The following is a 16158-nucleotide window of genomic DNA, read 5'->3' on the forward strand; positions in this document are numbered from 1 at the left end:
GTCTCAAGAAACGTGGCAGAAGAAACATTCGAGGAGCAACGATGGGAATCCTCTATCAAGCAGCCGACCCGATCTATTGGGCGATATGGGTGTTCGTGCTTTTCGCGCTGATGGCCTTCAACGAACTCGGCCGCGTGAAGCCTTGGTGCGGACTGGCCCTGTTCGCCGTCGTCCCGATCGTGCTCACCCTATTCGTCTGGCCCCAAACCGCCGCGCCCGGCAACGAATACGGCACCGGCACCTGGTTCAACTGGGTCAAGACCTACTCCGCCCTTGCCGGCTGCCTCGGCTTCATGGCCCTGCGCTTCGTGAAGTGGCAGGGCGCGGACGGCACGACGCACCACCTGTACGAGAAGAGATGGGCGCTCTGCTTCCCGCCATTCATCCTTGCTCTCAACATCGCCGAGGCGGTGATCAGGGATTTCCAGGTATACGGATTCGGTCTTTGGGAAGGCGGCCTGGTCGAGAACCTGTGGACCATCTCGGGGCCGTGGAACATCATGAACGGCATCGCCGGCATCCTGAACATCGTGACGATCTGCGGGTGGTTCGGCATCTTCATTTCGAAGGATCGTTCTAAGGATATGATCTGGCCCGATATGATCTGGGCATGGATCATCGCCTACGACCTCTGGAACTTCGCCTACACCTACAACTGCATCTCCGACCATTCGGCCTATTGCGGCTTGGCGCTGCTGCTCGCATGCACCATCCCCACGTTCTTCATCAAGCGCGGCGCATGGCTGCAGCACCGCGCCCAGACGCTGGCGCTCTGGATCATGTTCGTCATGACCGTGCCCCAGTTCGCCGACGTGCTGGCGCCCATCCCGACGACCCACAACCCCACGGCATTCTTCATCGTGAGCCTCGTCGCCCTAGCATCGAACGCGGCTGTGGCGGCCTACCAGCTCCATCGCATGCGCACGCGGAAGCTGAACCCGCTGAAGGACCAGATCTATGCCGATACGAAGGTCTATCGGCGCGTAGCGGACGAGAACCGCTGACGGGACGGACCTCTTCCAAGCGAATTCAAGCGCTTCCTCACGCGCTCGCCGACATGTCGACAGCCTCCCCCGCGCTCGCGCTTGCGCCGTCGTACTCGACGCCGTTCACGTAGAGCGTATGGCCGTTCAGGTCGATGCTGCCCGACACGCAGGCAAGGCTCGTGGTGTGGCACCGGTGATCCCTGGGCATTCGTTTCTCCCGCGCAGCCGACGAGCGAGAACGCCAGCGCAGCCGTAAGGCCTGCGGTTTCGATAAGATGCTTCTTCATGGTCGTGCCTCCGTTCGCGTTTCCGCCTGATACCGGAGGCGATAGCCGCTCAAACTGAAAAGCGTCTGAACGATGAAGCATCTAAGCCGACCGAAGATACCCCGCCGCGCCAGGCTAATCACCGTATCGAAGCACCAGGTCGCGAAGCGCCTCGCGCGACAGCGGGTCGGGCACGACGAATATCTCGTTATCCTCGAGCGCCTGCGCGAGCTTCCGATACGCCTGCGCCTGACTGCTTTCCGGAGCATGCTCCACGACCGTCTTCTGATGGGCTTCCGCTTTTTGCACGAGCGCGTCTCGCGGCACGACGCCGAGCACAGGACACCCGATCGCCTTGGCGAACCCGCTCACCAAATCCATCTCACGCTCGACATTGCGGCAGTTGCAGATGATCCCCCCGATGCGTGCCTGCCCCGACGAGGCGTAGCGGCGCACGCCCTTGCAGATGTTGTTTGCCGCATACAGCGACATCATCTCGCCGCTGGTCACGAGATATATCTCGCGGGCGAACCCCTGGCGGATCGGCATCGCGAACCCACCGCACACGACATCGCCGAGAACATCGTAGAAGACGAAGTCAAGCGAGTCGTCGATCAGGCCTTTGCGTTTGATGAGATCGATCGCCGCGATTATCCCGCGACCCGCGCACCCCACGCCCGGCTCGGGGCCGCCGGCCTCTATGCATGCTATGCCTGCGAATCCCGTCTTCACCACGTCGCCGACGCCTTCTTCGAGACGGGATCCTCGAGAAAGCGCGCGCACCTGCTCAAGCACCGTATCGTTCAAGAACTCCCCGGTAAGCATCGAAGTGCAGTCGGCTTTCGGATCGCACCCGACCACCATCACCTTGCGGCCGGCGGACGCCAGGGCGGCCGCTATGTTCTGGCTTACGGTCGATTTGCCGATCCCGCCCTTCCCGTAGAACGCCACCTGACGCGGTTCGGTACCTCGATCCTGATGAGAGTAGGTCCCCTGTTGAAGACCGATGCCCTGACGCGGGTCGGATATCGATCGCGGGCCACTGCCCTGATGCAGGTTGATTTCCTGTTGCACGTCAATCTCTCGGCGCAAGCTGGAGCCGGACCGCCCGTTCGCGTTATCCATGACGTCTCTCCCTTAGAAATAGCGTGCGATCGGAAGCTCATGCGGTTCGAGCGAAGCTTCTTCCGCTTCAATGAGCGCACCGGCGATGTCGCGCAGCAGACGAATCGTCCCGCGATACCCCATGTACGAATCGATGAAAGAAAGCGACCGATCCGCATTGGGAAACCCCACCCTCACCAAAGGAACGCCCGCGCGCGCCGCCAAACGCTTGTTCCTGCTGTCGCCCAGGATGATATCCACGGAATGCGCCGCCAGCCACTCCTCCGCATCGAGCCAATCGGAAGGGACAAGCACTGCGCATGGCAAAACGTTTGCGGCGCTTCGCTCCCCCGACGCGGAGGCGATGCACCCCTGCAGACGCTCCTCGAAATCGGAGGCGGTATCGCCCGCCACGACGCAAGCGGGCACCATTCCCGCATCCACCAAGAATCCCGCCAAGCCGCATGCCGCGTCAGCGTCGCAGATCACCATGGCGCGCTTGCCATAGAGCAGATCGGCCTGCGACATCAGGGCTTCGACCGCCCGGCGACGCTGCTCGGCGATGCGGTCCGGCACCACGCGACCCGACATCTCATGGGCCGCCCTCACGATCGCATCGGAGGCCGTGACGCCTATGGGAAGCGCGGATCGCACGATACGGGCAAGCGGCGACGCTTCTTCGAAGGCGCGCGCCGCCGCTTCGGTCGCCTCGATCCCGATGAACAACCCGAATCCGCACGATGCGACTTCTTCGATCCTGCGCAGCGGCGTCCCTCCCGGAGGGTAGATATCGGCCGCATCCGAGGGCCGCACGTCATACACGTCGCGTATATCAGGCAACATGATCGTATCTGCGAAGAACGGAGCGACCAGCTCCTCGATGGCTTCGACGTCCGCCGGATCGCACCACCCGGGCACCAAGAGCGCCCTGTCGCCACGCAGCCCGCACGTATTCACGCCTCCGCTGTCGGCATCGCCCCGATCGGACCACGTTTCCGAACATGGGGAATGCACCTCGGACTGCGAAAGCCATGCATCCGATCGCGCAGGATGGGCATCGAGCCGCGATAGCGGCGCTTCCTGGCGCAAGGGACGCGCCAACTGACCGATCATCGCCGCGACGCACGCGCCGTACCCTGCAAGATGCGAACCGGTGTAGCTCGGCGTCGAAACCCAAACCGCACGCTTCCCCTCAGGAACATCCAGCCTGTCGACGATGCCCTGCATATCGTCGCCGATCGTTTCAGAAAGGCACGTGGTGAACAGCACGATGGTTTCAGGGTCGTACAGCCGGAAGACGTTCGCGACCGCCTCGCGGACGTTGTCTTCTCCCCCATACATCGCCGCCCGATCGTCGAGCATCGTGGACGGAACGTGCAGCACGCGCTGGAAATGCCGCGCGATCTCCATTCGCTGAAAACGCACGCATCCTGATGCGCCGTGCGACAGCGGCATCGCTCGATGGATGCCGAAAGCCGCGTACATCGCGCCGAGCGACATGCAAGGATTCAAGGGGTCTATGGTCAAATCGCGACGATCGGGCCTATCGCCGAACGTGCATTCGTCGCTTGTCCTGCGCGCCGGATCATCCATCTTGCCTACCCTCCGTCAGCCATGAGGGTTCCGTATCCAGCCAATGCCCCAATTCGGATGCTATAGCCAGATCGCGGGCGAAGCTCATGAACCCTTCGAACCCTCCGTAGTCCGTGCCGCGCTCGTCGGAAAGGAACTTCTCGGAGCGCATGGGCGTTCGGATCCTGCCGAACCGCTGTTCTACGCCGGCGAAGCATATATCAGGATTCAATATCGAAAGCGCATCGGTCACCTCGCGCGAGGAAAACGTCGCGCGCACCCAGTCCGCATCTCGCGCAGATACCGGACGCAACGCATGCTCGCAGCCCGGAAGCGACGCTCTGCGTTCGCCCGACGGAAACCCCGAACAGGCGATCCTTCCGGCCAACGCGACGGGGACGTTCATGCAGAATCCTTGGTCCGTATAGTGCTGCGCAGCATAATCAGGAGCGATCATGATCACATCCATACCCAGTTCAAGAGCCATGGTGGCGAAGGCATCGCTCCGGAAGATATCTTCGAATATGACCGCGATGCGTCTGGCGTAGCGTTCCCGCGCCCTCTCGAGCGCAGGCGCGATGCGCTCCATCGACGCCGAGATGACCTGCTCGGTCTTGAGATCAAGCTCCTCCGACCCGAAAGAGCGCGCCATGGCGCGAAGCGATCTCGCGATGTTGCCGAGGCCCGTGAACGACACGCGCATGAATCCCGTTCCATACCGTTCGCCATACATCTGAGGAACGGCGTCTATCGCCTTGCCCGAATCCAGCACGATAAGGCGCGCATCCTGGCTTGCACGGATGTCCTCATAGGTGGTGGCGCCCATCAGCGAACATACGACATCGTAACCGACCTGCTCGAGCAGGGAGGAAGCGACGCCGTTCCCGAAACGGGCCGATTCGCTCATGTAATGGATGGGATAGGGTCCGCGCGGGCGCGTTTCCCGCCCCACCCATTCCTCGAATATGCGCCTTCCCCCTATAAGCCAGCCGGGCTCGCGTTTGAATCCCTCGCATGACAGCGCGAGCACGTCGATTCCATGGCGGATGGCGGCATCGCGCGCCACTTGCTCGATATCGTCGCCGATGATGCCGACCGGACAGGTGGCGCACACCGCTATCGCTTCCGGATGGTAGCGGGCCACTGCCTCGTCGATGGCGTTAGCGAGCTTCTCTTCCCCTCCGAACACGATGTCCGACTCATCCATGCAGGTGACGAATGTGCGCGCCGCGAACGCGGGAACCTCGACAGATGCCGCCGTCGCATCGGCGCCTTCCTTCGCGTTCGCACCTACACCCAGACCGGGACCTTCGCAACCGCTGATGCCCGCGTAATAGGCGCAGCCTATCGGTCCGTGCGAGATGAGCAGGACATCGCTGATTCCGCCGAGCATAAGCCCGCGGCATGCCATGTAGCAGCATCCGCCTCCGTAGAACACGCCGGGAATCGGCATGAGCCTTCGTTCGACGGCCGATGCCCCATCGCTCGGACCGTTTCGAGCATCGATCATCTGCCCCCTCCTTCGTCAGGGGTTTCGTCGATGGGAACCTGCACCGCCGCGCATGTCCGAAAGGCGCGCGGCGGTGCCGATCGTTTCAGCGGGAGAACCGATGACGGTGGCGGCAGGCCGCAACCGATCAATCCGCCCAGACTCCGAGCGATCGAGCTAGCGAGAGGCAGAGGCCTTCGCGCCCGTGAAGCTTATCGTCTCCTGCTGCGTAAGCTCCGCAAGCTGCTCGTCGGTCAGATCGACGTTGTAGAACAACTTGAAGAAATCGGAGATCTCTTGGTCGACGTCCATATCGATGTCCGGATAGCACACCTTGGCGAACCATTCGATACCCAGAAGGCGCATCGCGTTCGGCGGGCGGTCGAACCAGTTGAAAGGCTGTGCCGGCGTATTGTAGACGCGCCCGTTCTGCACCGCCTGGATGTCCGCCCATTGCGGGTTCGACACGATGTCGTCGGCAAGGACGAACCCCGAATGGCACAGGATGATCTGAGGATTCCACTCGATGACCTGCTCGATGGATACTTCGGTGCGACCCTGGCCTTTCTTCATCTCGACATCGGCGACATTGATGACGTGCACGTAGGAAAGCACCTCGGTATGGCTCGAACCTTCGGGGTCGGTGGCCAGACCGTCCGTGTTCTCGGCATAATAGACCGTCGGATGCTCGGATGCGGGAACGGCGTCGAGCTTGGAGGTGATGTCGGCGAAATGCTTCTCGTAGTAGGATGCCAGCTGTTCGCCGCGGTCGGCCTTGTCAAGCCAATCGCCCAGCTGACGATACACGGTCGCCGTATCGGCGAGGTCGCTGGAGACGACCACGACAGGAATGCCGGTCTGCGTCTGAATATCATCGGGAATGCTGGTGTCCGAACCGATGGACTTGCCGGATCCCATGTAGATGATCACGTCGGGATCAAGGGCAATGATGTCTTCGATGTTGGCGGTCACGTTCTGGCCCATCCAGCCGCCAACCACGGGCATCTTGGCAAAGTTCTCCGGAAGGTATCGCAGAGCCTCCTCGGACGGCTCGTTCACCCAGCCGATCAGCTTGTCCGGAGCAAGGGTTGCGACCGTCGCCTCCCCTGTCGGCACCGCGCAGTACACGCCCTTGACTTCGGTCGGAATGGTGACTTCGCGTCCCGCCATGTCCGTGATGGTGCGCTCGGTCGCGTGCGCGGTCGATGCGCCCTGCTGCCCGCTGGACGCCTGATCGGAATCGCTCGCAGCGGAGTTCGCACATCCCGCCAGCATGCCGAGCGCCAACATGAGCGCGAGAACCGCTGCTGTCAATCCTTTTCTCTTCATCGTCCTTTCCCTTCCTTTCCCTTCCTTTCGCTCCTCTCCCGAAGCGCCTTCGGACAGACCGCCGTTTCGGCCGATATCCCTTAATGAGCGCGGTCGTCCGTTCAAGCCGGATCGTTCCGGTAGCGGACGACGGGCACGCAGCTTTTCAGAAGGCCGACGTCGTCGAGGTTCTCTTCGATGATCCGCACATCCACGCCGTACGTCCCGCGCAGCGAGCGCTCGGTCACCACGTCGTCGGGCGCGCCGAACGTCACGTTCTTGCGGGTGATCAGCCCTACTTTGCTCGACGCGAGAAAGGCATGGTCGGGAAAATGCGACGTCATGACGACGGCAAGGCCTTCGTCGGTAAGATGGGAGATCTGCCTGAGAACCTTCACCTGATTCCCGTAATCGAGGCTTGCCGTGGGTTCGTCCATGATCAGGATGCTCGGCTGCTGCGCGAGGGCGCGGGCGATCAGCACCATTTGCCGTTCGCCTCCGGAAATCCGGGTGTAGAGCTTGTCGGCCAAGAAATCTATTCCGAGATGCTCGAGGCACGAGCGGGCATATGCCGTGTCCGTTGCGGACGGCGAGGCCATGGCGCCTATGCGGGCCACGCGCCCCATGGTCACGACATCGATCACCGAATAGGCGAACGGCGGAGTGTGACTCTGAGGGACGTATCCTACCTGCCGCGCGATCTCGCGCACCGTCATGGCATCCATGTCGCGGCCGTCTATCAAGATCGACCCGGCGAGCGGCTTGAGAAATCCCAGCATGCCGCGAAAGAGCGTGGTCTTGCCGACGCCGTTCGGGCCGAGCAGGCAGAGCGTTTCTCCCCCGGACACGGAAAACGAGATGCCTTCGAGGATAGGCTCTCGAGCGTAGCCTACCGACAGATTGCGAACCTCGAGCTCCATCAGGCCCACGTCCTCTTCCCTTTGACCAGCAGGTAGATGAAGAACGGAGCGCCGATGATCGCGGTCGCGACCGAAAGGGGAATTTCCAGGGAAAGCAGGCAGCGGCACACATCGTCGATCACGAGCAGGAAAATCGCACCGATCAGCAGGGACGCCGGGAGCAGCTGCCGGTAGTTGGGCCCCACGATCATGCGGGAAAGATGCGGGATGACGAGGCCCACCCAGCCGACCATCCCCGCCGCAGCGACGGAGGCTGCCGTGACCAACGTCGCGCAACCGATGAACAACGCTCTGACGAACGCCGTATTCACGCCGAGCGCCCGAGCTTCCTCGTCGCCGAACGAGAGCACATTGACCTGATAGCGAAGCAGCAGCATGGGAACGACGCCGATCAGGAAAGGAACGACTAGCATGGGCAGGTCGTCGGGTTTGGTGCCCGAAAGCCCGCCCATCAGCCAATAGGTGATCGAAGGCAGGGTATCGTCGGGATCCGCGACATATTTCGTGATGGATATGAACGCCTGGAACAAAGCCGAGACCACCATGCCGGAAAGAACGAGGCTGAGCGTCATGTCGTTGCCGCGACTGACCGTCTTGCCCACCGCGTAGGTGAGCATGACCGCGACGATGCCGACGGCGAAGGCCGAGGCCTGCACGAAGAACGCGTTGAGGCCGAGCAGGAGCGCATAGCATGCGCCGCACCCAGCGCCGGCCGACGCGCCGAGCAGGTCGGGCGAGACCATCGGGTTCTTGAACAGCCCTTGAAAGCTTGCGCCCGCCGACGAGAGCGCGGCCCCGATGACGATGGCGCCGATGATGCGGGGGAACCGGACCTGCATGATAACCGTGACGATAGCCGGCGCTACGTCGTAGGAGGTGCCGAAGAGCTGATTCGACGTCACCTGGAGGACTTCGCCGACCGTCATGTCGTAATGGCCGAGCGTGAACGAGTACAGCGCAACGGCGACGAGGATGGCAGACAGCACGGCAAGCGTGCTCCTATAGACAAGTCGGTTTCTCTTCTTCACTACGCACCTCGTTGCGCGGGCGATACGTCCCATCTGCCGTCCATTGGCTACTATCCTTTATTGAGGATAGTATGTTCACGCAAATATAGCATGGTCGATGACGTGGTGCATAGAGCGCGCAGGAAAACGGGTGGAGAGTGAGCCGAATTCGATCAGCGCATGCTTCACCATAAGGCTGTCGCAGCCGATCATCTGTTCGCGCGCAAGACGGATGCCCGGAGCGATCGACTCGCTTGAACTTAGCTCAAAGATATCCTCCGACCATGCTCATGATCGGCGTTGGCTCCTCCTTCTGATAACGAAGACCAGATACCCGAGCGCCATGCCGACCAGAGAGATCGCGGCACCCGCAGGCACCATGGAAGCCTCCGGCATGTTCACCTTGCCGAACGCGAGATTGTTCGCCATGCTGAACGTGGCGTACTCCGCGAGCATGTACATGACGCCGAATCCGATGCTGAAAACCCATTTCCCTCCTCCCCAATAGTCGTTCCTGCCGATCAGGAACGAGACGACCAAGGTGGTCGCCGGGAGGATGATCCAGAAGAACACGAGCGAATATCCCATAGCGCCTTCGGCGTACGTCATGGCGAAGGCCCAGAACACGACGATCGCCACGGCCCAGATGACTAGATACGACGCAATCAATGCCAGTTTGGAGGGTTTGCCCTTCGCGGCATTCGTGCTTTCATTCCGATAGCCGATAGGACTGCTCATGATCGTCTCTCCCTTCGGAACCCTCGGTCAAAACTCCTTTGCATCCCTCGCATCGAACATACGCCTTCTTGAGCGCTTTCTCCAGCCGCTCGCCGGTTAATCGGGAAGCAGGATCGCCAGCACGCCCGAACCGGCAGCCAAGCCGACCGATGAGCCGGGATTGGAATAATACGGAACGCAATACGAGCTTCCCTGATCGACGCCGGCGACATACAGGCCAGAAGTCAAAGGAACGTTGACCGGCCCTCGAACGTCCTGAATTCCACGGCATGCTATAATACGTACATTCGTTCGTATTAAGGAAATGCCATGAAACCCTCTTTGGTCGAACAGGACTCCCTTTTCGACGCACAGGTCGATGCGGCACGCCCGCTCGCCGCACGACTGCGCCCGCGCTCGCTCGATGAGGTCGTCGGACAGCAGCATCTGATCGGCCCTGGCAAGGTGCTGAGGCGCATCATCGAATCCGACCAGGTATCCTCCATGATCTTCTGGGGGCCTCCCGGTGTCGGCAAAACCACGCTCGCCCGAGTCATCGCAGATCAGACCGAAGCCCGATTCATAAATTTCTCAGCTGTGACCAGCGGTATTAAAGAAATACGCACGATCATGCAGGAAGCGGACGCGCAGCGCGGTCTGGGAAGGCGCACGATCGTCTTCGTGGATGAGATCCATCGCTTCAACAAGGCCCAGCAGGACGCCTTCCTCCCCTTCGTGGAAAAGGGCGCCATAACGCTCATCGGCGCCACGACGGAAAACCCTTCGTTCGAGGTGAACGGGGCGCTCCTGTCGCGCTGCAAGGTGTTCGTGCTCAAGGCGCTCACTGAAAACGATGTCGTCGAGCTTCTCAAGCGAGCACTTTCCGATGAGCGTGGATTCGGCGACGCCGATGTGCGCATCGAAGACGACCTGCTGCACGCAATCGCCCTCTTCTCCAACGGCGATGCCCGCAGCGCGCTGTCCACGCTGGAAATGGCGACCCTCAACGGCGACGAGCAGGACGGCATCATCGCGGTCACGTCCGATACCGTTGCGCAATGCACGTCGAACAGACGGCTTCTTTATGACAAGGATGGCGACGAGCACTACAACATTATCTCGGCGCTGCACAAATCCATGCGGAATTCCGACCCGGATGCCGCCGTCTACTGGCTTGCGCGCATGCTCGAAAGCGGCGAAGACCCGCTCTACATCGCGCGACGCATCACGCGCTTCGCCGCGGAAGACATCGGGCTCGCCGATACGAACGCCCTCAACGTCGCCGTGAACGCTTTCCACGCCTGCCACTTCATAGGCATGCCCGAATGCAGCGTGCATCTGTCGGAAGCCGTCATCTACCTGTCCCTCGCGCCAAAATCAAACAGCAGCTATATCGCCTACGAGCATGCCAAAAAGGATGCTCTGACCACCATAGCCGAGCCGGTCCCGCTCGTCATCCGCAACGCGCCGACGCGCCTTATGAAAGACCTCGGCTACGGCAAGGGGTACAAGCTTGCCCATCATGAAGAGCACAAGGTGGCCGCCGGCATGCGATGCCTGCCCGATTCGCTTGCGGGCCGCACATACTACCAACCTACCGAAGAGGGACGGGAATCCTGGCTCAAGGAACGTCTCGAACAGGTGAAGGCATGGCGTGGGCATGCGTCGGAGGAATAAAGCGCGCAAGGAAATGCTTTCGGTATCTTACCGATGCCGAAAGCATCTATTATGTTGCAGTTAACCGCCGTTCGACCTACACGTGGAAAACCTTCGTATGAAGCGCTCTCTGCCAAGGCCTACCATGCCAAGTTGAACGCCGAGGGCGTCGCAATGCCGTCTTCCGACTGGAACGATGAAGGTGAGTGATCGCACGCGGCCAGCCCGGCAATCCCGCTATGCTTCGTCGGACCCGTATTCTCCCGCAGAGATAGCGGGCTCGGGCGCATCGATCTTAGACACGTCGCCCTTCCCCGCCGCCACGAGCAGGATAGTGCCTACCATAAGCGCAAGGCCGATCCAATCCCACGACGAAAACGACGTTCCCACGAGCACGGCCGAGCACACAGTGGCGCTTACGGGCTCGATGGCTCCCAGCTGGCTTCCCTGCACCGCTCCCACCAGAGCTATACCGTGCAGGTACAGGAAGAACGCCGCGAAGGTTCCGACGGCGACGATGACCGCAAGCACCGCGACGCCTGCAACGTCGAGCTGCGGGATGAGCGCGGTTCCCATGGCGTTGCCCGCGCTTGCGACGGTATCGATCCCGGGGACGAAGAAGGCCGCTATCCACACCGCAGCGCCGGCGACGCCGCCCGCGAACATGCCCAGCCCCGTCGTGACGAAGCTTCCCCATCCACGGCTCAGGGGCGTCGACAGCATCGAATACGCAGCGGCCGTCGCCGCAGTGGCGAAACCCCAGAACAACGCCGCACCTGAAAGCGACAGCGTCCCAAGGTCGCCCTGCGTGGCAATGACTGCGGTCGCGACGATCGCCAGCACAAGCCCTGCCACCTCGGGCCTTCGAGGAAGGCGCCTCGCAAGCATGCAGCTCGCGATCATGATCATGACGATGTTGAGGCTCTGCATGACCGTCGCCGTGCCTGCATTCGTATACCCGATGGCGATCACGTAGGTAAGCTGGCAGAGATACAGGCCCGCGATGCCGAAGAGCAGAAGGCGCCGACGCGCACGGCGGTCGGCAAGGATCCCCCGCGCCTGCGCACGATAACGAACCGCGATGAGCGCGATGAACAGAGCACCCGCGCCCAACATGCGAACCATCGTGATGAACAAGCTCGATATGGCATAGCTCTCCAGCAGGAACTGCGAGCATGTGCCCGAGAACCCCCAGAGCGCCGCCCCTGCGAGCGTTGATGCTATGCCTATCGTCCGTTTTTGCATGAAAGGCATTATAGAGCGACCGATGCCTCTATCCGCGCGCGCCGCCGTGCGCATGATCCGGAAATGATCAACTGCCGACGAGAATCTGTCCTGCGCCGCGAGCACCAACTATCGCAGCGGGAGAGCCGTATCCCGTTCGGATGCATGTCTGCTAGAAGGATTCGCAATGCGTCCACATGCTGAGAACCCTCACGATTCCCTCGTAGGCAACACCGCCTTCTTCGAGCTCTCCCTCGATGACCTCATAAACGAAGCGATACTGACGATCGATGCGTCTCGAATGCATACCCTGCAGGCTGCCAACCAGCTGCTCGACGAGGCGCTCGTCATCCTGAACGACGCCCTGAACGACCATTTCCGTTGGATGATCGAACGGCAATGCGACATGCTTGCGAAGAGTCGACTGATCGGCGTGCAGTTCGATGTCCTGCTGGAAGGCGGGTTTTCACCCTCCTTCTTATATTCAAGATGTATTACAATAATAATACAATACGATTGTAGGTGGAAAATATGGCGAAGACATCGGTCTTGCAAGTACGCATGGACAGCGATCTCAAAGAACATGCCGAAAGCCTGTACAAGAATATGGGCACCTCGCTCGCCGAAGCGGTAAGGATATTCGCCCGTCAGAGCGTCCTGGAAAACGGCATGCCCTTCATGGTTCACGTGCCCGCCGGCCATGACAGCCGCACCTTAGGAATCGCCAACGGGCGCTACACCATCCCCGACGACATCGACGCAGACAACTAGGAAATCGCCGCCCTGTTCGGGGTGGTCTAGATGAGAGTGCTCCTCGATACGCACATCGCGCTCTGAGCGCTGGCCGAAAGCTCGAAACTGCCCGAAGAACTCGTGCCTCTCCTTGAATCGCGCGACAACCTCGTCTGCTACAGCATCGTTTCGGTATGGAAAGTCGCCATCAAGCATGCCATCCATCCTGAGAGCATGCCTATGCCGGAAGAGGACTTCGTCAAGCTCTGCGAGCAGACGGGCTTCGTTCGCCTGCCCCTCGAGCCTGCGCACATCTACGCTGTCAAGACGCTCTCGCGCGAAAGGAATGCCGCACGGCATAACGACCCCTTCGATCGTCTGCTCATCGCGCAAGCGAAGGTCGAAGGACTCACGTTCGCGACACATGACCAGTCGCTTCCCTCCTATCGCGAAAGGTGCATCACCTTATTCTGAGGCCCGGATCGAAAGTTGCGTTCTGAAGGTCTGGACCGAAAGCCACAGAAACGATTTGGAGACAGGGCCATACGACCGCCGAGCGCACGGGCAGCGGAACCGAGAACTTCATTGCCTAGATGAAGGAATGCTGCAAGGCGTGGAACGATCCGGCCTCTCCGTCGCAACCGGCTCGCGGGAATCGCGCGCTATGGCAATGCCGACAGAACGGTATCGCCTTTCCGGTTACGACCAGCTCGGCATAGAACTCCCTTACTCCGTCATGCAGGCGCCAAACGCCGTCACTTCCCTGGAAAACCCAGGCGTATCAACTTCGTGCGGCGCTTCTTGTCGGCCACGCGCATCGATATGCGCGACACGATGCCGAGACGCCGGCCGATCAGGCGCAGGGCGTCTTCGAAGAACACCCGTTCCTCCATGAGCGTCGTCGACGTCTCGTCCGCGAAGGCGCGCGCGTCGTTCACGAAGAACCGCATGAGGGCATCGGCGTTACCCGTGCGCTTGATAAACCAGTTCGCGAATTTCAGGCCGTCCTCGTTCGTGGCGTCGAAAGCCATCTCTCCGCAAGGAAAGGCAGCGGCGCAGGCGTGCACGAAATCCTTGACCTGATCCGGCTCGAAGTATTGGAAGACGCCGGACACGACGAGAAGCGTCGGGCGTGACGCGTCGAGCGCGCCGACCCATCCCATGGCGAACATGTCGCCCTCGACGAGCGTGAGCGCATTCTCTTCGCCGAATGCCGCCCTGCGCTGCGCGATGGTTTCGGGAAGGTCGACGCCGAACCAACGTACATCCTTATCTGAAAGCGCGGAGCCGAGACGATAGACGGCGGTCTCGAGGCCGAGGCCGAGCAGCACGACATTGCATGCCTCATGCGCCTCCGCGAACGCGGAGATCATATCGTCGAGGTTGTAGTATCGGGCGACCGAAGCCACGTTCGAATACTCGTACGACCCCTTCTCCGCACCCGCGGGGATCTTCGCTTCAAGATCGAGGGCCGCCTGGTCGAAGAAATACTCGGGGAATCGTTTCGAGACAGCGATGCGCGCGATGAGCGGAACATACGTTGTGTTTGCCACGCCTTCGAGCTTCTTCATGCGCATCATCTCCTTGGATGCCGAACGCCGACGCGTCTGCCGCACAACGGCATTTCCCCTGAAAATCCAAGCATATCAGCTTCGTGCAACTTTTGCGCGTCATTCTGCGCGACGGTGCTCCATCTTGGAAAGCGTATCGAGCAGCTGTTGCTTCGAATGCACGCCGATCTTCACATAGAGGCTTCTCGTGTAGCCCTTCACGGTATTCTCGGAGATGAACAGCTCCTCACTGATGCGGCCCTTGCTGCGCCCTTGGGCTATGTACCAGGCCATGTCCCGTTCACGATCGGTCAGGCCGAAAACCTCCTGAAGCTCGGCGCAGCGATGCTCCAATGTATCGGCCGCAGAATCGCGCTCTTCAACGGATGGACGTTCCGACGCCTGCGCTGATCGCAGAGAGTCGTTGTACCGGCCGTCCGATCCGAGATCGGCGAAGAAGGGTCGAGACGCAGGCACGTCATCCCGAAGCACGAAAGCCATGCTGAGCGCAAGCAGGCACACCACGATCGCGATGGCAACGGTAACGAACCCATCGGTCACACCGACAGCGGATATGAGATGCCGACCGACCTCGCGCGGTAGAAGATGTATGACCCAAACGCCGCCGAGAACCAGATAGGGCTCATACGAGCTGTGTCGCGAAAAATCATAGGCGCAATACCAGAGCAACCCGAGCATGAGCGTGTTCGCCATCGTGACAAGCACGGCTCCTGTCTCCGCAAACGGCTGGTCGAGCGAGGCGATGAGCAACACGCCCGCCACCATGAACGCTATCTGGAAACGCCACGCAGATCCGAACCCGAACCGCGCGCCGCGTGCAAGCACCCGCCAGACCACGGCGATGCAGATGAGAGCGACTCCGACCTGGTGGACGATCTGAAACGGCACCGAAAGCGCAATCGATTGACCATCGGGAAACCCGCGCGCGATGCCGAGGGCGAAATCGAGCAATGCAAGTCCGCATGCCAGGCGTATGAACGTCGATCGGGGCTCGGCGTCATACGCATGGTCGCGCGGCACCGCATCGCCCCCCAAGGTTCCCTCATCAAGCAGCGCGGAAGCACGCCAATACGCGACAAGGGCGAGCGTAGGCAGGAATGCTGCGATGACATAGACCAGGTCTTGCGGCAGAAACCCGACGACAAGCCCGCCGAGCGCACTTGCGGCAAGACAGGCGAACGCATAGAAGAACGCGACCCTAGGCGCTAAGCGCACGAAGATGCCGATCCACATGCCGGCGCCCCATACGAGCCCGAGACCGCCGATCACGCATGCGAACAGATCGAAAGGAACGCCAGGCGCAATCGGCTGCACGAGATGAAACACGGGCGCCAACGTCATCGCCGTGACGGAAAACCAGCTCAGATTGCGCTGGACGACGCGTCCCATGCTTCGATGTGAGAATACGACAAGAAGCAGCACGATGAACGCGACGCGGATGAGGTTTGCGAGAACGGTATATGAGCCGAAATCGGTCGCAGCATATCGGCCGTAGATGATGGCCTGGATCCAAATTCTCACGACCGCAAGCCCGAGCAGACACGGCACAAAGGAAGAGACGCGCTCGCGGAGGATGGCCGCGGTCATGCGCATGCCATCGCGCGAC

17 protein-coding genes are annotated in these 16158 nt (G+C 60.9%); 4 read left to right on the forward strand and 13 right to left on the reverse strand.

Features of this window, described 5'->3' with window-relative positions:
* The first annotated feature begins 41 nt into the window (after positions 1 to 41).
* Positions 42 to 1004 carry a DUF5692 family protein gene (locus HMPREF0762_RS06750; protein WP_006362817.1) on the forward strand — a complete coding sequence of 321 codons (963 nt, stop codon included), beginning with the start codon at positions 42 to 44 and terminating at the stop codon, positions 1002 to 1004.
* 37 nt (positions 1005 to 1041) lie between these two features.
* Here the strand turns inward: HMPREF0762_RS06750 and HMPREF0762_RS09245 are convergent, their stop codons facing one another.
* The 9 genes from HMPREF0762_RS09245 to HMPREF0762_RS09440 all read right to left on the reverse strand — a co-directional run bounded on the left by HMPREF0762_RS09245 (position 1042) and on the right by HMPREF0762_RS09440 (position 9618).
* On the reverse strand, positions 1042 to 1194 hold the full coding sequence (locus tag HMPREF0762_RS09245) for a hypothetical protein (RefSeq protein ID WP_006362818.1): 153 nt from the start codon (positions 1192 to 1194) through the stop codon (positions 1042 to 1044).
* Between the two features lie 193 nt (positions 1195 to 1387).
* Entirely contained in the window at positions 1388 to 2203 is an 816-nt protein-coding gene (locus HMPREF0762_RS06755; protein WP_040619527.1) for a nucleotide-binding protein, read from the reverse strand.
* 186 nt (positions 2204 to 2389) lie between these two features.
* Positions 2390 to 3949: a nitrogenase component 1 gene (locus tag HMPREF0762_RS06760; protein ID WP_006362820.1), complete on the reverse strand. Its 1560-nt coding sequence runs from the start codon at positions 3947 to 3949 to the stop codon at positions 2390 to 2392.
* On the reverse strand, positions 3942 to 5438 hold the full coding sequence (locus HMPREF0762_RS06765) for a nitrogenase component 1 (protein ID WP_040619388.1): 1497 nt from the start codon (positions 5436 to 5438) through the stop codon (positions 3942 to 3944). Before HMPREF0762_RS06765 ends, HMPREF0762_RS06760 begins: the two co-directional genes overlap by 8 nt.
* Positions 5439 to 5594: 156 nt before the next feature.
* A complete protein-coding gene (locus tag HMPREF0762_RS06770; RefSeq protein WP_006362823.1) occupies positions 5595 to 6746 on the reverse strand; it encodes an ABC transporter substrate-binding protein in 1152 nt (383 codons plus the stop codon).
* Between the two features lie 101 nt (positions 6747 to 6847).
* Positions 6848 to 7645 carry an ABC transporter ATP-binding protein gene (locus HMPREF0762_RS06775; protein ID WP_006362824.1) on the reverse strand — a complete coding sequence of 266 codons (798 nt, stop codon included), beginning with the start codon at positions 7643 to 7645 and terminating at the stop codon, positions 6848 to 6850.
* Positions 7645 to 8673 (reverse strand): FecCD family ABC transporter permease, encoded by a 1029-nt coding sequence (locus HMPREF0762_RS06780; protein ID WP_115314290.1) that lies wholly within the window; start codon positions 8671 to 8673, stop codon positions 7645 to 7647. The genes HMPREF0762_RS06775 and HMPREF0762_RS06780 overlap by 1 nt, the downstream gene beginning before the upstream one ends.
* 267 nt (positions 8674 to 8940) lie before the next feature.
* Positions 8941 to 9390, reverse strand: coding sequence for a hypothetical protein (locus HMPREF0762_RS06785; RefSeq protein ID WP_006362826.1), 450 nt, complete (start codon positions 9388 to 9390; stop codon positions 8941 to 8943).
* A 96-nt stretch (positions 9391 to 9486) separates the two neighbouring features.
* Positions 9487 to 9618, reverse strand: a complete 132-nt coding sequence (locus HMPREF0762_RS09440) for a hypothetical protein (protein ID WP_281269794.1) — start codon at positions 9616 to 9618, stop codon at positions 9487 to 9489.
* Between the two features lie 81 nt (positions 9619 to 9699).
* Between HMPREF0762_RS09440 and HMPREF0762_RS06790 the strand changes: the two genes are divergently transcribed.
* The gene (locus HMPREF0762_RS06790; RefSeq protein ID WP_006362828.1) at positions 9700 to 11046 is read left to right on the forward strand and encodes a replication-associated recombination protein A; all 1347 of its coding nucleotides are present in this window, start codon (positions 9700 to 9702) and stop codon (positions 11044 to 11046) included.
* A 216-nt stretch (positions 11047 to 11262) separates the two neighbouring features.
* Here the strand turns inward: HMPREF0762_RS06790 and HMPREF0762_RS06795 are convergent, their stop codons facing one another.
* A complete protein-coding gene (locus HMPREF0762_RS06795; RefSeq protein ID WP_040619394.1) occupies positions 11263 to 12279 on the reverse strand; it encodes a DMT family transporter in 1017 nt (338 codons plus the stop codon).
* A 142-nt stretch (positions 12280 to 12421) separates the two neighbouring features.
* Positions 12422 to 12625 carry a type II toxin-antitoxin system RelE/ParE family toxin gene (locus tag HMPREF0762_RS06800; RefSeq protein WP_006362833.1) on the reverse strand — a complete coding sequence of 68 codons (204 nt, stop codon included), beginning with the start codon at positions 12623 to 12625 and terminating at the stop codon, positions 12422 to 12424.
* A 155-nt stretch (positions 12626 to 12780) separates the two neighbouring features.
* Between HMPREF0762_RS06800 and HMPREF0762_RS08985 the strand changes: the two genes are divergently transcribed.
* Together HMPREF0762_RS08985 and HMPREF0762_RS06810 are read left to right on the forward strand one after the other, a co-directional pair.
* Positions 12781 to 13020 carry a type II toxin-antitoxin system RelB/DinJ family antitoxin gene (locus HMPREF0762_RS08985; protein ID WP_006362834.1) on the forward strand — a complete coding sequence of 80 codons (240 nt, stop codon included), beginning with the start codon at positions 12781 to 12783 and terminating at the stop codon, positions 13018 to 13020.
* A gap of 69 nt (positions 13021 to 13089) precedes the next feature.
* Positions 13090 to 13455, forward strand: coding sequence for a type II toxin-antitoxin system VapC family toxin (locus HMPREF0762_RS06810; RefSeq protein ID WP_407695454.1), 366 nt, complete (start codon positions 13090 to 13092; stop codon positions 13453 to 13455).
* A gap of 281 nt (positions 13456 to 13736) precedes the next feature.
* On the opposite strand, the gene HMPREF0762_RS06815 is transcribed toward HMPREF0762_RS06810, so the two are convergent.
* Complete coding sequence (locus HMPREF0762_RS06815; RefSeq protein ID WP_040619534.1) at positions 13737 to 14552, reverse strand: class I SAM-dependent methyltransferase; 816 nt, start codon at positions 14550 to 14552, stop codon at positions 13737 to 13739.
* A 99-nt stretch (positions 14553 to 14651) separates the two neighbouring features.
* Complete coding sequence (locus tag HMPREF0762_RS06820; protein ID WP_245935534.1) at positions 14652 to 16139, reverse strand: helix-turn-helix transcriptional regulator; 1488 nt, start codon at positions 16137 to 16139, stop codon at positions 14652 to 14654.
* Positions 16140 to 16158: the final 19 nt, after the last annotated feature.

Source organism: Slackia exigua ATCC 700122 (assembly GCF_000162875.1).
Classification (GTDB): Bacteria; Actinomycetota; Coriobacteriia; order Coriobacteriales; family Eggerthellaceae; genus Slackia; species Slackia exigua.

Bases quoted from the DNA above. Each gene is read 5' to 3' on its own strand.
- HMPREF0762_RS06750 (WP_006362817.1), top strand. From the start codon at position 42: ATGGGAATCCTCTATCAAGCAGCCGACCCGATCTATTGGGCGATATGG.
- HMPREF0762_RS09245 (WP_006362818.1), bottom strand. From the start codon at position 1,194: ATGCCCAGGGATCACCGGTGCCACACCACGAGCCTTGCCTGCGTGTCG.
- HMPREF0762_RS06760 (WP_006362820.1), bottom strand. From the start codon at position 3,949: ATGGATGATCCGGCGCGCAGGACAAGCGACGAATGCACGTTCGGCGAT.
- HMPREF0762_RS06765 (WP_040619388.1), bottom strand. From the start codon at position 5,438: ATGATCGATGCTCGAAACGGTCCGAGCGATGGGGCATCGGCCGTCGAA.
- HMPREF0762_RS06770 (WP_006362823.1), bottom strand. From the start codon at position 6,746: ATGAAGAGAAAAGGATTGACAGCAGCGGTTCTCGCGCTCATGTTGGCG.
- HMPREF0762_RS06775 (WP_006362824.1), bottom strand. From the start codon at position 7,645: ATGGAGCTCGAGGTTCGCAATCTGTCGGTAGGCTACGCTCGAGAGCCT.
- HMPREF0762_RS06785 (WP_006362826.1), bottom strand. From the start codon at position 9,390: ATGAGCAGTCCTATCGGCTATCGGAATGAAAGCACGAATGCCGCGAAG.
- HMPREF0762_RS06790 (WP_006362828.1), top strand. From the start codon at position 9,700: ATGAAACCCTCTTTGGTCGAACAGGACTCCCTTTTCGACGCACAGGTC.
- HMPREF0762_RS06795 (WP_040619394.1), bottom strand. From the start codon at position 12,279: ATGCCTTTCATGCAAAAACGGACGATAGGCATAGCATCAACGCTCGCA.
- HMPREF0762_RS06800 (WP_006362833.1), bottom strand. From the start codon at position 12,625: ATGGTCGTTCAGGGCGTCGTTCAGGATGACGAGCGCCTCGTCGAGCAG.
- HMPREF0762_RS08985 (WP_006362834.1), top strand. From the start codon at position 12,781: ATGGCGAAGACATCGGTCTTGCAAGTACGCATGGACAGCGATCTCAAA.
- HMPREF0762_RS06815 (WP_040619534.1), bottom strand. From the start codon at position 14,552: ATGAAGAAGCTCGAAGGCGTGGCAAACACAACGTATGTTCCGCTCATC.
- HMPREF0762_RS06820 (WP_245935534.1), bottom strand. From the start codon at position 16,139: ATGACCGCGGCCATCCTCCGCGAGCGCGTCTCTTCCTTTGTGCCGTGT.